Source organism: Streptomyces sp. NBC_01235, assembly GCF_035989285.1.
Lineage (GTDB): Bacteria > Actinomycetota > Actinomycetes > Streptomycetales > Streptomycetaceae > Streptomyces.
In genome coordinates, this window is record NZ_CP108513.1 from 1,609,997 (window position 1) to 1,627,941 (window position 17,945).

Sequence of the window (17,945 nt, forward strand, 5' to 3'; positions counted from 1 at the left end):
TATCGCCTTCCGGGAGGACGAGTTGACCGATCCCTGGGTGGCCCTGGAGCCAGGGGCCGACCCTGCCGAGCGGGTACGGATCCTGCGACGGGCGCACGAGACGTTCACCGCGGCGGGCACCGTGGCGCGGCCGGTGCGCGCCGTCGTGGCCGATTCGTGGCGGCGCTCCGCACGGGCCGGCGTCGGTCCCGACGGCACCGCGAGCGTGGAGTTGACCGACGGTCAGCTCGGCGCCTACCGGTCCGAGCATCCGCTGGCGCGGGTGATGCCGCTGTTCCGAGAGTTGATGGGCACGTTCGCCGCCGACGGAGAACATCTGCTGGCGGTGTGCGACGCGCACAGCAGACTGCTGTGGGTCGAGGGCCACGCGGCGACACGGCGGCAGGCGGGGCGGATGAACTTCGTGCCGGGTGCGCGCTGGGCGGAGAGCGCGGTCGGGACGAACGCACCGGGCACGGCCGTCGCCCTGGACCGGCCGGTGCAGGTGTTCGCTGCCGAGCACTTCATCCGGCGGGTGCAGCCGTGGACGTGCGCCGCCGCCCCGGTGCACGATCCGCGGACCGGACGGGTGCTGGGTGCCGTGGACATCACGGGCGGGGACGGACTGGCGCATCCGCACAGCCTGGGCTTCGTGCAGGCGGTCGCGCGGGCGGCCGAGGCCCACCTGGCGCTGCTCGCCCCCGCACGGCCTGCAGCCGACACGCCGCGGCTGACGGTGCTGGGCCGGGACGAGGCGCGTCTGGTCACCGGCGGCCGGGGCATCAGGCTGAGCCGTCGGCACAGCGAGATCCTGGTGTTGCTGGCCCGTCACCCCGAGGGCCTGACGGGCGACGAGCTACTGTGCGCGCTGTACCGGGACGAGTCGGTGACACCGGTGACGCTGCGGGCCGAACTCGCCCGACTGCGCGGGGTGCTGGGCCCCGGGCTGCTGGCCTCGCGCCCCTACCGGCTCACCGTTCCGTTCGAGTCGGACGTGGCGGTCGTCGAACGACGGCTGGCGGCCGGTGCGGTCACTGCGGCCGTGACGGCGTACGCCGGGCCGCCGCTGCCGGCATCTCAGGCACCGGCGGTGGTGCGGCTCAGGCGCCGCCTCGCCGACGGCCTGCGCGCCGCGCTGATCGCCTGCGGCGACCCCGATCTGCTGGCGGACTGGGCGCACGCGCCGTGGGGCGAGGACGACCTCGACGTGTGGCGGGCGCTGGCGGCATCCCGCCCGACAGCGGCGATACGAGCGCGCCTCGCCTCACTGGAAACAGAGCTGACAGCCCCGGCCGGCCGGCCACATCCATAGACCAATGCACCACACCTGCCGACCGGGACACCACACCCGCTTGGCGGAGCACCACACCTACCGACCGGCGCACCGCACCCGCCTGCTGGAGCACCACACCTACCAACCGGCGCACCGCACCCGCCTGCTGGAGCACCACACCTACCAACCGGCGCACCGCACCCGCCTGCTGGAGCACCACACCTACCGACCGGGACCACCGCACCCGCCTGCTGGAGCACCACACATGCCGGCCGGGACCACCGCACCCGCTTGGCGGAGCACCACACATGCCGGCCGGGACCACCGCACCCGCTTGGCGGAGCACCACACATGCCGGCCGGGACACCACAGCCGCCTGCCGGGGCTTCGCGCATGCCGGAGGGAGGCACCGCGCTTGCCGGCCGGGGCACCGCGATGCGTGTGTCGGCCAGGGCGGCGCCCATCGCCGGCACGACGCGTTCATGCCCCCGTAGCAGCGCCTGTCGACCCTGCGGACGCACGCGCCCGGGGCCTGCGAGAGGCGCCCGTAAACCAGTGGCCGCATCCGTCTGCCCGGCAAACGCTCCCGCGGCTCTGGCGGACACACCCGTCGCCCGCCACCCCAGTGGCCGCATCCGTCGACCCGGCCCACACGCTCCTCGACCCGACGAGCGCACCCCTTCAAACCGAACGACGCGCCCGCCGACGCGCCTGTCGCCCCGCACCCCTCAACCTGACCGACATGCCCGCCGACCCGCGCGCTCCTCTCAACCCGATCTCAACCCGATCTCAACCCGACCGAGGCGCCCGTCGCGCCGACCGACGCTCTCCTCGCCCGTCGACCCTCGCCCTGCCCCGCCCCTCTCTTGCCCCGCCCCCCTGCCCCTCCCCCTCCCGTCCCTCCTTGCCCCTCCGCCCCCAACAGCCTCACCCGTCGCCCAGGGAAGCGGTCACCTCCTCCGACCAGCGCCGCAACGTAACTGCAACGTCCGCGTCTCTAGCCTCGCGCGGAGAGCTGTCCAATGGCGGGCAGCGCTGCTGAGGGAGGCAGAACAGGATGACCCGTTACGCGGCGCCCGGCACCGAGGGCGCGATCGTCTCCTACCAGGCGCGGTACGACCACTACATCGGCGGCGAGTACGTGCCCCCGGCTCGGGGGCAGTACTTCGAGAACCCGTCACCGGTGAACGGGGAGACGTTCACGGAGGTGGCACGCGGCACGGCGGAGGACGTGGAGCGGGCGCTCGACGCGGCGCACGCGGCCGCGCCGAGCTGGGGCCGCGCCTCGGCGACCGAGCGCTCCGACATCCTGCTGAAGATCGCCGACCGCATGGAGGCGTACCTGGAGCCCCTCGCCGTCGCGGAGAGCTGGGAGAACGGCAAGCCGGTCCGCGAGACGCTGGCGGCGGACATCCCGTTGGCCATCGACCACTTCCGCTACTTCGCCGGCGCGGTCCGCTCCCAGGAGGGTTCGCTCAGCGAGGTCGACGACGACACAGTGGCATACCACTTCCACGAGCCGCTCGGTGTCGTCGCGCAGATCATCCCGTGGAACTTCCCCATCCTGATGGCCACATGGAAGCTCGCACCCGCCCTCGCCGCGGGCAACACAGTGGTCATCAAGCCCGCCGAGCAGACCCCGGTCTCCCTGCACTACTGGATGAGCCTGGTCGCGGACCTGCTGCCGCCGGGCGTGGTGAACATCGTCAACGGCTTCGGCGAGGAGGCGGGCAAGCCGCTGGCGTCCAGCCCGCGGGTGGCGAAGGTCGCGTTCACGGGCGAGACGTCCACCGGGAGGCTGATCATGCAGTACGCCGCGGAGAACCTGAAGCCTGTCACGCTGGAACTGGGCGGCAAGTCGCCGAATCTCTTCTTCGACGACGTGTGGGACAAGGACGACGACCTGCGCGACAAAGCCCTCGAAGGCTTCACCATGTTCGCGCTGAACCAGGGCGAGGTGTGCACCTGCCCCTCGCGCGGTCTGATCCAGCGCGGCAACTACGGCGACTTCCTCCGGGCGGCCGTCGCCCGCACCGAGCTCATCAAACCCGGCCACCCCCTCGACACGGACACGATGATCGGCGCGCAGGCGTCCGGCGAACAGCTCGCGAAGATCCTCTCTTACATCGACATCGGCCGGAAGGAGGGCGCCAAGATCCTCACGGGCGGCGAACGCGCCGAGTACGACGGCGAGTTGAAGGGCGGCTACTACGTCCGGCCGACGATCTTCGAGGGTGACAACCGCATGCGGATCTTCCAGGAGGAGATCTTCGGTCCGGTCGTTTCGGTGGCCTCGTTCGACGACTTCGACGACGCCATCAAGATCGCCAACGACACGTCGTACGGCCTCGGGGCCGGGGTGTGGACACGGGACATCAACACGGCGTACCGCGCGGGCCGGGCGATCCAGGCGGGCCGGGTGTGGACGAACTGCTACCACGCGTACCCGGCACATGCCGCGTTCGGCGGCTACAAGCAGTCGGGGATCGGCCGCGAGACGCACAAGATGATGCTGGAGCACTACCAGCAGACGAAGAACCTGCTGGTCAGCTACTCGCCGAAGAAGCTGGGCTTCTTCTAGACACAGAAAAGGGGCGCCTGACCAGGCAAGATGCCCGTCAGGCGCCCTCCACAGAGTACGGCTGAGCAGTAAGCCGAAACGCTCCCTTACTTCCGATATACCCCACTCGTAGCCCAGCTCTGACCAGCAGTTCCGGGACATATCCGGGCCAAGGTCCCGCTTATAGGGCCGTTGATTTCTCTGAACTGTCGTCAGGACCGCACGTTGGTGGAACATCGGAATCACGTTCGTTCCTCTGGCCGGGGCTGGTGCGAAACGGCGGGGGCGGTGGTCGTGGGGATGCCGAGGTCGGCGATGCGGCGGCCGGCGGGGCGCCGGTCAAGTTGGGCGAGTTTCTCCTTTGCTCCGGCAAGGCTCACTTGCAGCCCTTCCACCTCGCCGAGCCATCCTTCGCGTTCGGCATCCAGCAGGCGCACCCGGTTGCGGGCCGCGTCGGACCGCTCCATGGCGCGGTGGTGCAACTCGGGTGCCATTCTTCGCTCCAGAGACTGCTGTGCCTGCGCGCCTCCACGCATCACACGGCCGACGGAATGTTCTTGTTGAAGCGCAGGAGGTTGCGCGGGTCCCACGCGGCCTTACCAGACGGTCGGGAATCCCGGAACCGTGCATGTGGCGCCGGTTCGCCACCGGCTTCACCGGCCCCGACGGGCGGCTGCGGTACAACGGCCGGCTCACCGCGCACGACGGCGTGAACGACTTCTGGGCGCAGCCGACTCCAGTCCCCACTCCAGCACGATCCGTCTGACGCCCGGGCTCGGCCTCCGCACCCAGGTCCCGTCCTGCCGGTCGCCGTTCAGCGGGCCGGGCTCACCTGGCTCACCCTGAGCCGCCGATGCCGGCCAGTCCCAGTGCGCTCCGCGAGGCGTGCCCGGCCCGGACAGTGGTGGAGTCAGTCGAGGTTCCACTTCTGGTTGGTGCCGCCGGTGCAGGTCCACAGTTGGACCGGGGCGCCGTTGGCGGTGGAGGCGCCGGTGACGTCCAGGCACAGGCCGGACTGCGCGCCGGTGACGGTCCCGTCGGCGTTGAGGTTCCACCGCTGGTTCGCCCCGCCGTTGCACGGCCAGGTGTCCACCTTGGTGCCGGCGGTGGTCTGGTTGTTGTAGGCGTCCAGGCACAAGGTGGTTCCCGACATGGTCACCGTCAGCTGCCCGGACCCGGTACGGGTCCAGATCTGGCCGGCCCCGCCCCGGCAATCCCCGATCTGCAACTGCGTACCCCCCGTCGTCGACGCGTTCGGCACGTCCAGGCACTTGCCCGCACCCACCGCATGCAGCTCACCGGAGGTGCTGGGCGGCGGGGTGGTGGTGCCGCCGCTGTCGAGACCGAGGAAGGTGATGGCGTAGGCGAGCATGCCGGGCTGCGGCAGGGTGTGGCCCGTGCCTGCGATGCTGATGCCTTCGACGGGGGACTGCGGGCCGGTGCCGCCGTAGCGGGTGCGGGTCCAGGCCGACTGCGGCCGATCGGTGGCGGCGGGTGTCTGGCTCAGGACGTGGAGGTTGGTCCACTGCTTGATCTCCTCGCCGAAGTTGGGATAGGCGAGGGTCGTGTCGGTGGTGCCGTGCCACACCTGCATGCGCGGGTAGCCTCCGGTGTAGCCCGGATACATGGAACGGGCCAGGTCACCCCACTGCTGAGCCGATTTGATGACATTGCCGCCGGAGCACTGGCCGTTCCACTGGGAACCGTCCCTGGTGGCGAAGCAGCCCGCCGGCACCCCGGAGAACGCGGAGGCGGCACTGAAGACATCGGGGTACTCGGCGGCCAGCACATTCGTCATCATGGCTCCTGACGAGAATCCGCTGACGGCGATGCGGGCCGGGTCGACGTTGTAGTGCTGCCGTGTGTAGCCGACCATCGACATGATGCCGGTGGAGTCGCTGCCGCCATCACGCCTGAGCGCCGCCGGTGACGAGACGTCGAAGCAGTGCCCGTCGCGGGTGGCCTCGGGCAGGACGATGATGTAGCCGTACCGGTCGGCGGCGGTGACGTAGTCGTGTCCGTTGCCGCCGAAGACCGCCCCCGCCGAGCCCCCGCAGTAGTGGACCAGGACCAGCAGGGCGGGCTTGGGCGCCAGGTGGTCGGGCACGTAGAGGTACATGTTGAGGTTGGTGGGGTTGCGCCCGAAGCCGGTGATGTGGGTCAGGCTCGCCGCGGCCGCGGGTTGGGGCACCAGGAGCGTGAAGGCTGCGGCCAGTGGCAGTAACACCATCGCCAGGACCGCGCGCAGAATGCGTCTCACAAGTGAACCTCGTTTCCGGTGATCGGTATGGGCCGGGTGTGGCTCGCCCGGCGACGGTTCACACCGGGCAGGCCGGGCGTCCGGCGTCGGTGCCGGTGCCGGTGGGGTGCGGCTCCGAAGCGAACCTCGCCCCCTTTGGTGCGCCGGCGGTGGGTGGTCAGCCGACGGCTGTGGCGAAGATGTGCATGGCCACTTGGCCTGACACCGCGTCGGAGCCGACGTTCGGCAGGGTCAGGTAGGCCACGGTCTTGCCTGCCTGGAGCGGTGCTGGTTCTGTGCATCGCGCGCCTCCTTGCGCATCGTCGGGGAGCAGCCGCTCGGGGTCGTGCCCAGGGGCCTGTGCCGCGCGGCTGCGGGCGACACCGCCCCGGCCATGGCCCGGCTCAGCGACAGCCGGCCGCGGTGATGTCGGCCTGTACCGCGTTGCCGCCGGCGTCCGACGGGTGGCCGGGACGACGACGCCCTCCTGGAACGTGCCGGCGCTGAGGTGGGCGCCCCAGTTGGTCTGCGGGGCCAGGCCCGCACGGTGCCGTGCCTGGCCCCGGTGTGTCAGTTCTCCAGGCGCCAGTGCTGGTTGGCACCGCCCGAGCAACTCCACAGCTGGACTTTCGTCCCGTTGGCGGTCCCCTGGCCGCTGGCGTCCAGGCAGAGACCCGACTGCGCTGCTGTGATCGCGCCGTCGGAACTGATGTTCCATTGCTGGTCCGCCTGCCCGCTGCAGTCCCAGATCGCCGCCGGGGTGCCGTTGCCCGCTGCCTGGCCGACGCCCAGGCACTTGTTGCCGTAGACGACCAGCTGCTTTGCGGCGGTGTGGGTCCACCGTTGGTTGGAGCCGCCGTTGCAGTCCCACAGTTGTGCCTGCGTGCCGTTGGCCGTGGTGGAGTTGTTGATGTCGAGGCAGCGCCCCGACGGCTGCCCGATGATTTCCTGGCTGCCGGAGGGCTGTGGCGGTGGCGGATTCGAGCCGAACTGTGTGAAGAACTGCCACACCGCTGCCGAAGTCCAGGTGCGCCAGCCGTCACCGGTGGAACCGTCTATGGGACCGGGGTCGTGGCCCGCTCCGTCGAACGCGGCCCAGACGACGGGGTATCCGGACCTGCATCCGGAGTAGGTGGTGATGATGTGTGTCAGGCTTCCGTTGGCCGGCTCGGGCGGGTTCTGCCGGGTACAGCCGTTCGTCCGGACGAAGGTGTCGCGCAGTTCCCGTCCCGACGAGATGGGCAGCACGTTGTCCCTCAGGCCGTGCAGACCCATGTAGGCGATGGGCTGATTGCCGCCGTTGCACCCGCTGAGGTTCGCGCCGGAGTAGACCGCGACCGCGCGGAAGACCGTCGCCCGGGAGCAGGCGAGGGCGTACGACATCGCACCGCCGTAGCTGAAGCCGGCGGAGAACAGCTGGGTGGTGTCGACGCACAGACCTGCTTCGATCTGGCTGACCATGGCGTCGACGAAGGCCACGTCCTGGCCTCCGGGGTTGGCCCAGCCGTTGCCGTTGCCCTGGGGGGCGACGAAGATCGTGCTGTTGTTCGCGTTGTCGGCCAGGCGCCGGAGGCCGTAGTAGGACCAGTTGTACCCGTCCGTTCCGCCCGAGTCGACGTCGTTGGCCGTGCCGCCCCGCCAGTGGAAACCGAAGACCAGCCGGTAGGGGTGGTTGCTGTCGTAGCCGGCAGGCACCCGCAGTATGTAACTGCGCGTCTGGCCGCCGCTCTGAATCGTGTGTGTACCACTCGTCAGTGTGGGGGCCTTGCCGCAGCCGGCGGTCGCGCGGACGGCGCCGGCGGTCGTGGCCGACGCGGGCGCGCCAAGGACGCTGCTGAACGAGCTTCCCGCAGCTGCCAGGACGAGCAGGATCGCGGCCGCGAGGGACATGAAGAGCGGTTTGCGTTTCATACACTCCTTCTTCCGTGGTCGGGGGATGGGCAGGGAGCGTCGGTCGTGAGTTGATTTCTGTCGCGCTGCAAGGCCGTCGTCGAGGCGAACAGGGCCATGGCCGCCTTGACCACGCCGTCCTCGGCCGCGACACCGCGTCGATCCGGTTCGGTGAGGCGGTTGCGAGCACTGTTCGCCGGGGCGGTTCAGACGGCGGTGACGGTCCATTCGTTGTTGGTGCTGGAGTTCGGCGCCCACATCACCGTGGTCGAGCCGGCCGTGGTGCTGCCGCTGCCGTCAAGGGCGGTGCCGGTGCCCCGATTGACGATCTGGTAGCGGTTGCCGCCGAGGCTGCCCAGCGACCACTGCTGGTTGTTGCCGCCGTTCCACGCCTGCTGGCGGGCGGGAGCGCCGTTGGCGGCGTTGCCCCAACTGTCGGCGGCCATGCCGCTGGTGCGGTTCATGATGCGGTAGTAGCCGTTGCCGAGGTCGATCAGCTGCCACTGCAGGTTGGTGCTCCCGTCGTAGTTCCACTGCTTGAGGTTGGAGCCGGAGGCGACGTTGCCCCCGCTGTCGAGCACCAGTCCGCTGGTCACATTGGCGATCTTCACCCAGGTTGTGGAGCCGCCCGGCGCGCCCAGGACGGGGATCTCACCGGAGAAGGTGAGCTTGACCGTGTACGCCAGCGCGCTGAACGGCGGGCTGGACGAGGGCATGGTGAGGTGCAGGCCGGAAGCGTCCTGGGTCGGTGCGGGCAGGTCGATGTAGGTGCCGGCGGTGTTGTTGAGCAGTTTGGCGCCTGCCAGGCTGCTGAGGTTGATCTGGTTCGAGTTCAGCGTCGTGATGGTCATGGTGCCGCCCTGCCAGCCCAGCGCGGTGGCGTAGAGGACCTTGTTGTCCCGGCTGCGGGTGAACCGGACGTCCTGCGGTTTGCCGGCCACCGGTCCGCTGAACGAGCCTCCGCCCATCTTGGTGGGGCCCTCGCCGTAACTGGCCCATGAGCGGGTGGCGTAGACCGCCTCTCCGAAGCGGCCGAGCCAGTCGCCCATGGCGAGCAGGATGGACTGCTGCCCGGAGGGGATGGTGCCGTCGGCCGTCGGAGCGATGTTCAGCAGCATGCTGCCGCCCTTGCTGACCCGGTCGATCAGCGAGTGGAGCAGTGCCTGCGTGGAGTAGTAGCCGATGCCCGTCGTGTAGCACCAGCTGGAGGAGGAGATGCTGTCGTCGGTCAGCCAGTAGGGGGTGAGCAGCCCTGCCGGGCCGCCGCGTTCGAAGTCGAAGACCTCGCCCTTGTTGTTGAGGCCGTCCTTGTAGGTCGCGACCACGTCCTTGTTCCACGCGACCGCCTGGTTGTAGTAGTGCGCGAGGAACTGGAGCCGGTAGGACTCCTGCACCCGGCCCAGGTCGAAGTCCTGCCAGACCAGGTCCGGCTGGTAGCCGTCGATGACCTCGACCAGCTTGTCGTACCAGAGCTTGTTCTCCGCGGCCGGGCCCTGCTGGCCGTAGAGGATGCGCAGCGTCGGGTCCGACTGGGACGGCACGTTGTCGTAGTAGCCGTTGAAGTGGTAGGCGTGGTGCAGCGAGGCCATGAACTTCAGCCCCTGCCCGCGGATGGCCTGCGCGTGCAGCCCCACGAGGTCGAGTCCGGGGCCGTGCTGGACCGAGTTCCACGGGTTGGAGCGGCTGTTCCACATGGAGAAGCCGTCGTGGTGCTCGGCGACCGGGCCGGCGAACTTGGCGCCCGCGGCCTTGAACAGCTGCGCCCAGGCATTCGGGTCCCAATTGCCGCCCTGGGAGGCCAGTTTCGGGGCGAACTGCACGTGGTTGCCGACCTTGTCGCGGGCGCCGTCGATGAAGTTGTTGTACGGCCAGACCGAGGGGTCGCCGTAGGTGGCGATGTGGTGCCGGTTCTCGGCCGAGCCGCCGATGTACATGTTGCGCGGATACCACTCGTTCCCGAACGCGGGAACGCTGAAGACGCCCCAGTGGTAGTAGATGCCGAACTTGGCGTCCTGGAACCAGGCCGGGGCCGGGGGGTGCTGGTCCACGGAGGACCAGCTCGCGGTGTAGCTTCCGGGGCCGTCGGTCGCGGCGGCCTCGGGGGCGAACCGCAGCAGGCCGACGGCCGTGGCCGCGCCGGCCGCCGCCAGCAGCCGACGCCGGCTGACAGGCAGAGAAGAGGAAGACATGTGGGGGCCTCTCGGGGGAATTGACGGAGGTGCTGCGGGAGTCGGTGGCTGTCAGCCGGTCGCCGGTTCAGTCGCGCGTCCACTTCTGGTTGCTGCTGCCGGTGCAGTTCCACAGCTGCAGCAAGGTGCCGTTGGCCGTTGCCGTGCCGGTGGCGTTCAGGCACAGGCCGGACTGGACACCGGTGATCGTGCCGTCGGCGTGGATCGTCCACTTCTGGTTGCTGCCGCCGTCGCACGCCCAGATGTCCACCTTGGTGCCGGGGGTGGTGCCCTGGCCCGCGGCGTCCAGGCAGTCGCTGCCGTAGACCCGCAGCTCACCGGCCGAGGTGTCCGTCCACTGCTGGTTGCTGCCGCCGTTGCAGTCCCACAGCTCCACCTGGGTGCCGGCCGTCTGCGACTGGTTCGGCACGTCCACGCACCGGCCGGAGGCGACCCCGACGATCGCGCCGGTCGTGCCGCCGTCGTTTCCGCCGCTGCCGGGCGTGATGGACAGGTTGTCGAACTGCGCCGTCTCGCCCTGGCTGGTCGCGTAGCCGATCTGCCCGCCGGCCCAGGTGCGGTCGTTCACGGAACCGACCGTGGCACCGTCGATGACGGCGGTGATCGTGGTGCCGGAGAAGGTGAGGGCCAGGGTGTGCCACCGGTTGGTGCCCAGCGCCGCGGTCGTGCCACGGGCCAGGGTGGAGACGTTGCCGTTGGTGTTCGAGTTCAGGATCGACCAGGCCCCGGTGTCGCTCACCCGCAGGTGATAGGCGTTCAGCCCTCCGGTGCGGTCGTAGTCGTGCCCGCCCGCACGGCCGATCAGCTCGGCGTATCCGGGCTGTTCGAGCATCACGTCGGACGAGACGGTGTAGTTGCTCCAGCTCACGTCACCGAGCAGGGCGTGCGGATCGGTCAGCGCGTCCCAGGTGATCGGCTTCTGCGGGCTCATCTGGCGCACGCACTTGCCGCCGCGGCCGCCGCCGCAGCCCACCTCCTCGAAGGCGCCCTGCCAGTCCATGAGGTACTTGGCCTCGGTTCCGGCGGCGTAGCTGTCGAAGGAGTCGCTGTACGGCAGTTTCAGCGTGCTCCGGCCGGGACCGGCGGCGGTGCCCTTGCCCTGTCCGGTCGTGGTGGTCAGGGTGTACACGTGGCCGGGCTGTACGGTCAGGCTGAAGCCGCTGCCGGACGGGGTGATGTCCGTGGCGTGCACGAAGTGGTCGGCCGTGTTGTTGGAATTGACGTCGGTCGACCAGACGTGGACGGTCTTGGCGGACAGTCCCCCGGTGACGTTGAGGTTCAGCGTCTGGGCGCTGCCGGCGTCCATCGTCTCGATGACGGTGGAATAGTCGGAGTTGTTCGTGGACTTCAGTGACACGTAGCTGCCGTTGTTCCGGTTGCCGCCGATGTAGCCGCTGGAGGCGTCGAGGTAGTGCCATCCCGGGGCGGTGAACTGGCTGGTCTGTGCCATCACCCAGGCGTTCTTGCCGATGGCGTAGTAGCCGGACCACGGCTGCGGGGCCAGGGCGAGACCCATGGTGGGGTACGGCAGGTTCGGCGTGAGCGCGGCCACCACCGGCCAGTTGAGATAGGCGGTCATCCGGCCGTCGATGTATCCGCGGTTGATGCCGCGGGCCACTGCCGGCGCTCCCGCGCTGTAGTCGTCCGAGCCGTTCTCGCTCGCCCACAGCGGTTTGCCGGACGAGGTGGCGGCCGGCGGCACCGCGCAGTTGGACTGGGAGGACCGGTAGCCGCAGGGGTAGTGCGTGCCGATGACGTCCACCGAGGCCGCGAACGCCGCGTTGGAGTTGACGTCATTGGCCACCGACCAGTCCGAGTCGGCTGCGACGATCTTGACTTTGCCGTAGCCGTTGGTGTTGAGCGCACTGCGCAGCTGCTCGTACCAGGAGATGTTGTAGCCTCGCTCGTTCCACCCGCCGAGGTAGTCGATGCTCAGCCCGTGCTGCTTGGCGCAGCCCAACCACGAGAGCAGATAGTTGATCATGTCGGTGGACCAGAAGTTGCCGCCGCCGATCCAGCCGGGTGCGCCCCAGGCGAGCCCGTACAGCTTGATGTCCGGGTTGCGCGCTTTGGCCTGCTCCATCAGCCACCATTCGTAGCCCCGGTCGCAGTTCAGGTCGGACCGGGTGTGCTGGTGACTCGGCTCGGCCCCGGAGGTGGAGTTGGTGTCGCCGCCGATCTCGGCTTTGAGGATCTGCAGGGAGGCGCCGTAGCCGGGCCGGAACAGGTAGTCGAGGACCTGGCCGCGTTGGGGCTCGGGATAGTCGATCAGGAGTCTGCTGTTGCCGCCCCCGCCGCTGATCGCGCCGACGCCGTCGAAGGTCCGGCCGCCGGACGCGCCGTTGATCGTGATGGAGGTGGCGGCCTGGGCCGGCGTGGCGGCCGTGCCCACGATGCCACCGGCGGTCAGGAGGAGGCCCGCTAGCACGGCCGTAAAGGCGCGCAGGCGCCGGAACAACCGGCTGAATGCTGACACGGTGGGTTCCTTTCGCAGGTGGGAGGTGTCCCGGGACCGGTGTGGCGGGTCCGGTCACAGGGCCCGATGGCTGTGTGGTCAGCGCAGGAGGAAGTCCTGGTTCGTGCCGGGCGCGTTCTTGCACGACCACTGGTCCAGTTGCTGACCCGGGTTGCTGCCGGCGCCGTAGACGTCAAGGCAGAGGCCGCTGTTCCGGTTCTGGAACGCGTAGGAGCCGTCGGACTGCCGCACCGGCAGCCAGAGGCTGTTGGCCGCCGTACCGGGTGCCTGTTGCACGATGTCCGGAGTGCCTGGCGTCGTGGAGCCGCCGGCGACCGCCACGTCCTGACCGGAGTTCTGAGCCCGCAGTTCGCCGTAGCCGCCCGAGGCCGGCACGAACTGGAACCGCTGGTTGCTCTGCCCGTTGCACGTCCACTGGTCGATCGCGGCGCCCGGGCTGCCGGAGTTGCCGTACACGTCCATGCACAGGCTGTCGCCGGCGACCACGAGTTGGTGGTAGCCGTCGGGGAAGCCGCCGCCGCTGGACGAGGCCGGTGTCAGATAGACGGCGAACGCGTCGTGCGCGCCCTGGAACGTGAACGGCACGGTGATCGAGCCGCCGGAGGTGCTCACGTTCTGGTCGTACACAGTCTGTGGGGCAGCAAGCGGCGCCTGGTCCGGGATGCGGTGCACGGTGACTTTCACACCGTCGGCGTTCGCGAGCCAGGGTACGGACGCCAGCCCGTCGAAGGTCACGGACGCGGCCCCGGTGTACCCGTTCGAGTCGCCGATGATCGCCACCGCGCGCTTGTTCGAGGAGTCCTCGGAGGCCGAGATCGCCGTCGAGCCGACCTGGCCGGAGGTGTCCACGAGGGTGCCGGTCATGTCGGCGTAGTCCCTGAGCGCCCACCAGTTGCCGGTCGGCTGCCAGCTGCCCCCGCTCTGGGTCAGGACTCCGGTCAGGTTCGGGGTGACGCAGCACACCCAGTTGCCGCGCATCGCGTTGGTGTACCCGGACTGCGCGAACCGCGCCAGGTACCACGCTGTCATCCCGGCGGTCTGCCGGTCGGCCGGCTGGTACTCGTTCGAGGACAGCGGCAGCGGACCGATGCCCGCCGCGGTCAGGTCGCTGTTCAGGGTCCGCGCGACGGTGACCGGGTCGTCGACATCGCCCTCGTTATGGTTGGTGATCATGTCCGGCACCGTCCCGGCCGCCTTCACGTGCGCGAGCCAGGTCTGCCATTCACCCGGGTTGCGCTGCGGGGTGAACGCGAGTGACGGCCCCACGATCTGTGCCCCGGGGGCGATGCGCCGGATCTCCCGGTAGGCGGTGTCCCACATCCGGAAGTACTGGGTGCTGTTCACGCCACGGGTCCAGAAGGCGGAGATGTCCGGCTCGTTCCAGATGTCGTAGGAGAACTTGAGCCCCGAAGCCTGCAGCGCTCCCACCGTGGAGTCGATGAAGCTGACCCAGTTGGAGCAGTCGCCGTCGTCGCACGGGTACCGCGTGTTCGACGGCTGGCCGCCGTTCGCACCGTAGATGTCGCTCACCAGCACCTGGTACTGCGCGTGATAGGGCGGCCGGGTGAGCCGTTTCGCCTGCGCGGTGATCGAGTCGAGGTCGGCCCGGGTGGCCGAGCCGTACTGGTAGCCGTCCCTGATCCAGCCGCCGGAGAACCATCCGCCGCCGCGGAAGGCGTTGATCCCCAGCGGCTTGACGAACTGGTCCACCGGTTGGCTGCCGTCTTGCGTGAAACCATAGAGAAACCCCTCACCCACGCCGGTCGACGGGCCCCGCGTCGACGCCAGGTTCACGCTCAGCACCTCGCCCGAGGCGGCCCGGCCCTCGGCCGTCGACAGCAGTTGCAGCACGAACCCCAAGACGATGCCGACTGCCAGTACCAGACGGCCGGGCCTCGCTCTCGTCCTCATTCGGTCCTCCTGTGGTTCGGCGCGTGGGCGGTGCGGTGACGCGCCGGGACGGTGGTCGGGTGCCGCCCCGGCGCTCAGTGATGCGGGTTCCCTACGGAGTCAGCTCAGCGACCACTGCTGGTTGGATCCGCCGTTGCAGGTCCACAGTTCTACGGCGGTGCCGTTGGCGGTGGCGGCGCCGGTCACGTCCAGGCACAGGCCGGACTGGGCGCTGGTGATGGTGCCGTTGGCGTCGCGGTTCCACTGCTGGTTGGTCTGGCCGTTGCAGGTCCAGGTGATGACCTTGGTGCCGGGACTGGTGCCCTGGTTGGAGGCGTCAAGGCACAGTTGGCTGCCGCCGGAGTACACGGTGAGCTGGTGGGAGGCGGTCTGCGACCAGGTCTGGTTCGCCGCGCCGGTGCAGTCCCGGATCTGCGTCTGCGCACCCGGCGTCGTGGACGCGCCCGGTACCTCCAGACACCTGCCCGCACCCACCGCATGCAGCGCACCCGTCGTGTTGCCACCGCCGCCGCCCGCCCCGTAGCCGGCGGCGGTGATGGCGGCCTGCACGGCGTTCTCGGTGGCGTCGGAGGGGTAGCCCGCCGTCATCGCGCCTTCGAAGAACTCGCCCACGCCATTGGGACTGTTGTCGCCCCCGGTGCCGAGCAGGACCGAACTGTCGACCTTCATCGGTGAGTAGCCGTTCGGCAAAGGGCCGGAGAAGGTGGTGGTCAGGCCGCCGCTCGCGCCGTTGCCGTATTTGAGGGTGAAGTTGCTGGTGCCGTTGTTCTTCAGCCACGCGCTGACGAACGGGTAGTGCACACCGGTGTTGTTGGGATCTTTGTTGGAGCCGGTGTTGGTGTGGTACATGCCGTTCTCCAGATCGGCCTCGACCCACGGACCGTTGCCGGTGCATCCGCCGAACCAGCAGGCGTTGCCCCAGTAGATGGCGTTCATGGTGGCGTTGCCGGTGTCGGTGTGGGAGTTCTCACCGCTGCCGTAGTCGAAGCAGCACCACTGGTTCGTGTAGTTCGACGACGTCACCATGTAGATGCCTTCGGGCTGGGAGCCGGTGGCCACGCCGCTCGCGTGGTCGCGCCGGTAGCCGACGCCGGGGGTGACCTTGACGCCGAAGACCTGGTGTCCGGCCGCGGTCACCGGCAGGGCCATGGCGTCCGCCCCGACGTCGGACCCGCCTGGGCCAGGACCCTTCCAGTAGCCGCCCCAGGAGATCGGCAGGTCGTTGTGCTTGGCGGTCTGGTCGTAGATCTTCGTGATCGTGCACGACGTACCCGAGCAGAACGAGACCTGGGAAGCGGCGTCGGCGTACCCGCCCGCGCTGAGCACTCCGATGTCGCGGTAGCTGTGATCGGAGGCCCGCTGGATCTGGTACAGCGGCCCGTTGTACGACGCGAAGAGCGCCCTGGTCGTGGAGTGCGCCGTCACACAGGGCGTACCGCCCGCGGCATAGATGTCACACGGAAGCGACGTGTCCGCCGCGCGGTGGGCCGCCCGGTGGACGGTGGCGGTCGCACCGGGCTGCGAGGATGTGGCGAACGCCGGCGCGCCGAACGCGGCCACGGCCATCGCCAGGGCAACCAGGAGCACGGCTTTCCATCGCCTTCGGCGGCGATCGATGGCTGGTTCGAGCATGGAGACCTCCTCTGCGGCGGTGTCGCCCCACGGCGGCGCCGAAGCTGCCAGTGGTCGATGCGGAGGGGGACTCATCCCTGCGTCCACCGCTGGCTGCTGCTGCCGTTGCAGGTCCACAGCTCGGCGAGGGTTCCGTCAGCCGTGGCCCCTCCGGTGACGTCCAGGCACAGGCCGGACTGGACGCCGGTGATCGTGCCGTTGGAGTTCAGCGTCCACTGCTGGTTGGCGCCGCCATTGCACGACCAGATCTCCACCTTCGTCCCGGGGCTGTTCTGGTTGTTGTAGGCGTCCAGGCACATCTGGCGACTGCCGGAGTAGACGGTGAACTGGTTGGACGTGGAATGCGTCCATATCTGGTTGGCCCCGCCGTTGCAGCTCCAGATCTCCACCTGGGTGCCGGCGGTCGTGGTCGAGTTCGGCACGTCCAGGCACTTGCCCGCACCCACCGCGTGCAGCTCACCGGTCACGCTGGTGCCGCCGCCGCTGCTGGTGCCGCCCGCGACCCGGTACATCACCGTGCCGTGCGCCGGCACCGAGGCGCTGATCGTGCTGGAGGTGGTGGAGGCCGCCCCCGACCACAGGTCGGTCAGGGCATAACTGGACGCCCCGGTCTTCCCGATCGCGGCCGCGGTGGTGGTGATGGTCGCCGTCGAGCCCGTCTCGTTGAACAGCGCCACCGACACGTCCCCGTTGGCCAGCGGCTTGGCCAGCACGTCCAGGCCGCCCGAGGAGGAGACCATGGTGCCCTGCTTGCCCAGGGAATCCTGATCGACCGCGATCACCCGGGAGTTGGTCAGCGTGGACAAGGTGTCCGCACTGGCCGAGGGGATGTTGGTGCCCGCGATCAGCGGCGCGGCCATCTCCGCCCACAGACTGAACTCGCTGCGGCTCTCGGTGGCCGTCATCGAGCCGTTGCCGACCTCCAGCATGTCCGGGTCGTTCCAGTGGCCGGGACCCGCGTAGGAGGCCAGCCCCACGTTGCTGTGGAAGATCGACAGCATGCTGGAGAAGCTCGCGCTGATGTCCCCGGTGGTGCGCCAGCTGTTGCCCACACCCGCGCCCCAGGTCCACACGTTCTCCTGGCCCCAGTTGCACAGGCTGAACAGGATCGGCCGGCCGGTCGCCGCCAGGGCGTCCCGCATCGCGGTGTACCGGGTCCGCGCGGGCACCCCGTTGCTGTTGCAGTTGTCGTACTTCAGATAGTCCACACCCCACGACGCGAAGGACTGCGCGTCCGTGGTCTCGTGCCCCAGGCTGCCCGGATACCCGGCACAGGTCGCGGTGCCCGCGTCCTCGTAGATCCCCAGTTTCAGCCCCAGCGAGTGCACGTAGTCCGCGGTGCCCTTGATGCCGTCGGGGAACTTGGCCGGATCCGGCACCAGGCGGCCGCCGGAATCGCGGTTATGGGTCATCCAGCAGTCGTCGATGTTGACGTACGAGTAGCCCGCCGCCTGCATGCCGTTGGTGTGCATCGCCTGCGCGGTGGACTTGATCAGCGACTCGGAGACATTGCAGCCGTACGCGTTCCAGTCGTTGAAACCCATCTGCGGGGTCAGCGCGAGGCCGTTGCCCAGCGCGGCGGCTGGCTGCGCCGCGCCGAGGGCGAGGACGGGGGCGGCCACGGCGAGCAGCACGATCGAGAACGTGAGCGCCAGGGTCCTGCGCAAGGACAGCAGCGGGGGCAGCGGCCGCAGTCGCCTGGCTCTGTCAGTGATCACGGGCATGATTCATCGACTCCTGGGCCGAGTTGTGGGAGAACACAAGACACACGCATGGCAGCGGGGCAGGTCTGGCGG

General features: G+C 69.3%; 11 protein-coding genes. 3 read left to right on the forward strand and 8 right to left on the reverse strand.

The annotated features are described in order from the left end of the window. Positions 1 to 22: 22 nt before the first annotated feature. Together OG289_RS06730 and exaC are read left to right on the forward strand one after the other, a co-directional pair. The gene (locus tag OG289_RS06730) at positions 23 to 1,291 is read left to right on the forward strand and encodes a GAF domain-containing protein (RefSeq protein ID WP_327313080.1); all 1,269 of its coding nucleotides are present in this window, start codon (positions 23 to 25) and stop codon (positions 1,289 to 1,291) included. A 1,018-nt stretch (positions 1,292 to 2,309) separates the two neighbouring features. Continuing rightward, on the forward strand, positions 2,310 to 3,833 hold the full coding sequence (exaC, locus tag OG289_RS06735; protein ID WP_327313081.1) for an acetaldehyde dehydrogenase ExaC: 1,524 nt from the start codon (positions 2,310 to 2,312) through the stop codon (positions 3,831 to 3,833). Positions 3,834 to 4,054: 221 nt separating this feature from the next. Here the strand turns inward: exaC and OG289_RS06740 are convergent, their stop codons facing one another. Further along, entirely contained in the window at positions 4,055 to 4,306 is a 252-nt protein-coding gene (locus OG289_RS06740; protein WP_327313082.1) for a hypothetical protein, read from the reverse strand. 134 nt (positions 4,307 to 4,440) lie between these two features. Here OG289_RS06740 and OG289_RS06745 point away from each other — a divergent pair, with 134 nt between their 5' ends. Continuing rightward, positions 4,441 to 4,578: a hypothetical protein gene (locus tag OG289_RS06745; protein WP_327313083.1), complete on the forward strand. Its 138-nt coding sequence runs from the start codon at positions 4,441 to 4,443 to the stop codon at positions 4,576 to 4,578. 144 nt (positions 4,579 to 4,722) lie between these two features. Here the strand turns inward: OG289_RS06745 and OG289_RS06750 are convergent, their stop codons facing one another. From OG289_RS06750 to OG289_RS06780, 7 genes are all read right to left on the reverse strand, one after another. Continuing rightward, positions 4,723 to 6,072 carry an extracellular catalytic domain type 1 short-chain-length polyhydroxyalkanoate depolymerase gene (locus OG289_RS06750; protein WP_327313084.1) on the reverse strand — a complete coding sequence of 450 codons (1,350 nt, stop codon included), beginning with the start codon at positions 6,070 to 6,072 and terminating at the stop codon, positions 4,723 to 4,725. Positions 6,073 to 6,621: 549 nt separating this feature from the next. After that, positions 6,622 to 7,941: a ricin-type beta-trefoil lectin domain protein gene (locus OG289_RS06755; RefSeq protein WP_327320604.1), complete on the reverse strand. Its 1,320-nt coding sequence runs from the start codon at positions 7,939 to 7,941 to the stop codon at positions 6,622 to 6,624. A 206-nt stretch (positions 7,942 to 8,147) separates the two neighbouring features. Continuing rightward, positions 8,148 to 10,130, reverse strand: a complete 1,983-nt coding sequence (locus OG289_RS06760; protein ID WP_327313085.1) for an alpha-L-fucosidase — start codon at positions 10,128 to 10,130, stop codon at positions 8,148 to 8,150. Positions 10,131 to 10,197: 67 nt separating this feature from the next. Then, positions 10,198 to 12,606 carry a ricin-type beta-trefoil lectin domain protein gene (locus tag OG289_RS06765; RefSeq protein WP_327313086.1) on the reverse strand — a complete coding sequence of 803 codons (2,409 nt, stop codon included), beginning with the start codon at positions 12,604 to 12,606 and terminating at the stop codon, positions 10,198 to 10,200. A 78-nt stretch (positions 12,607 to 12,684) separates the two neighbouring features. Next, positions 12,685 to 14,517 (reverse strand): RICIN domain-containing protein, encoded by a 1,833-nt coding sequence (locus tag OG289_RS06770; RefSeq protein ID WP_327313087.1) that lies wholly within the window; start codon positions 14,515 to 14,517, stop codon positions 12,685 to 12,687. Positions 14,518 to 14,616: 99 nt separating this feature from the next. Further along, positions 14,617 to 16,149 (reverse strand): arabinofuranosidase catalytic domain-containing protein, encoded by a 1,533-nt coding sequence (locus tag OG289_RS06775; protein WP_327313088.1) that lies wholly within the window; start codon positions 16,147 to 16,149, stop codon positions 14,617 to 14,619. A gap of 71 nt (positions 16,150 to 16,220) precedes the next feature. Continuing rightward, positions 16,221 to 17,873: a glycoside hydrolase family 27 protein gene (locus OG289_RS06780; RefSeq protein WP_327313089.1), complete on the reverse strand. Its 1,653-nt coding sequence runs from the start codon at positions 17,871 to 17,873 to the stop codon at positions 16,221 to 16,223. Between the last annotated feature and the right edge of the window lie 72 nt (positions 17,874 to 17,945).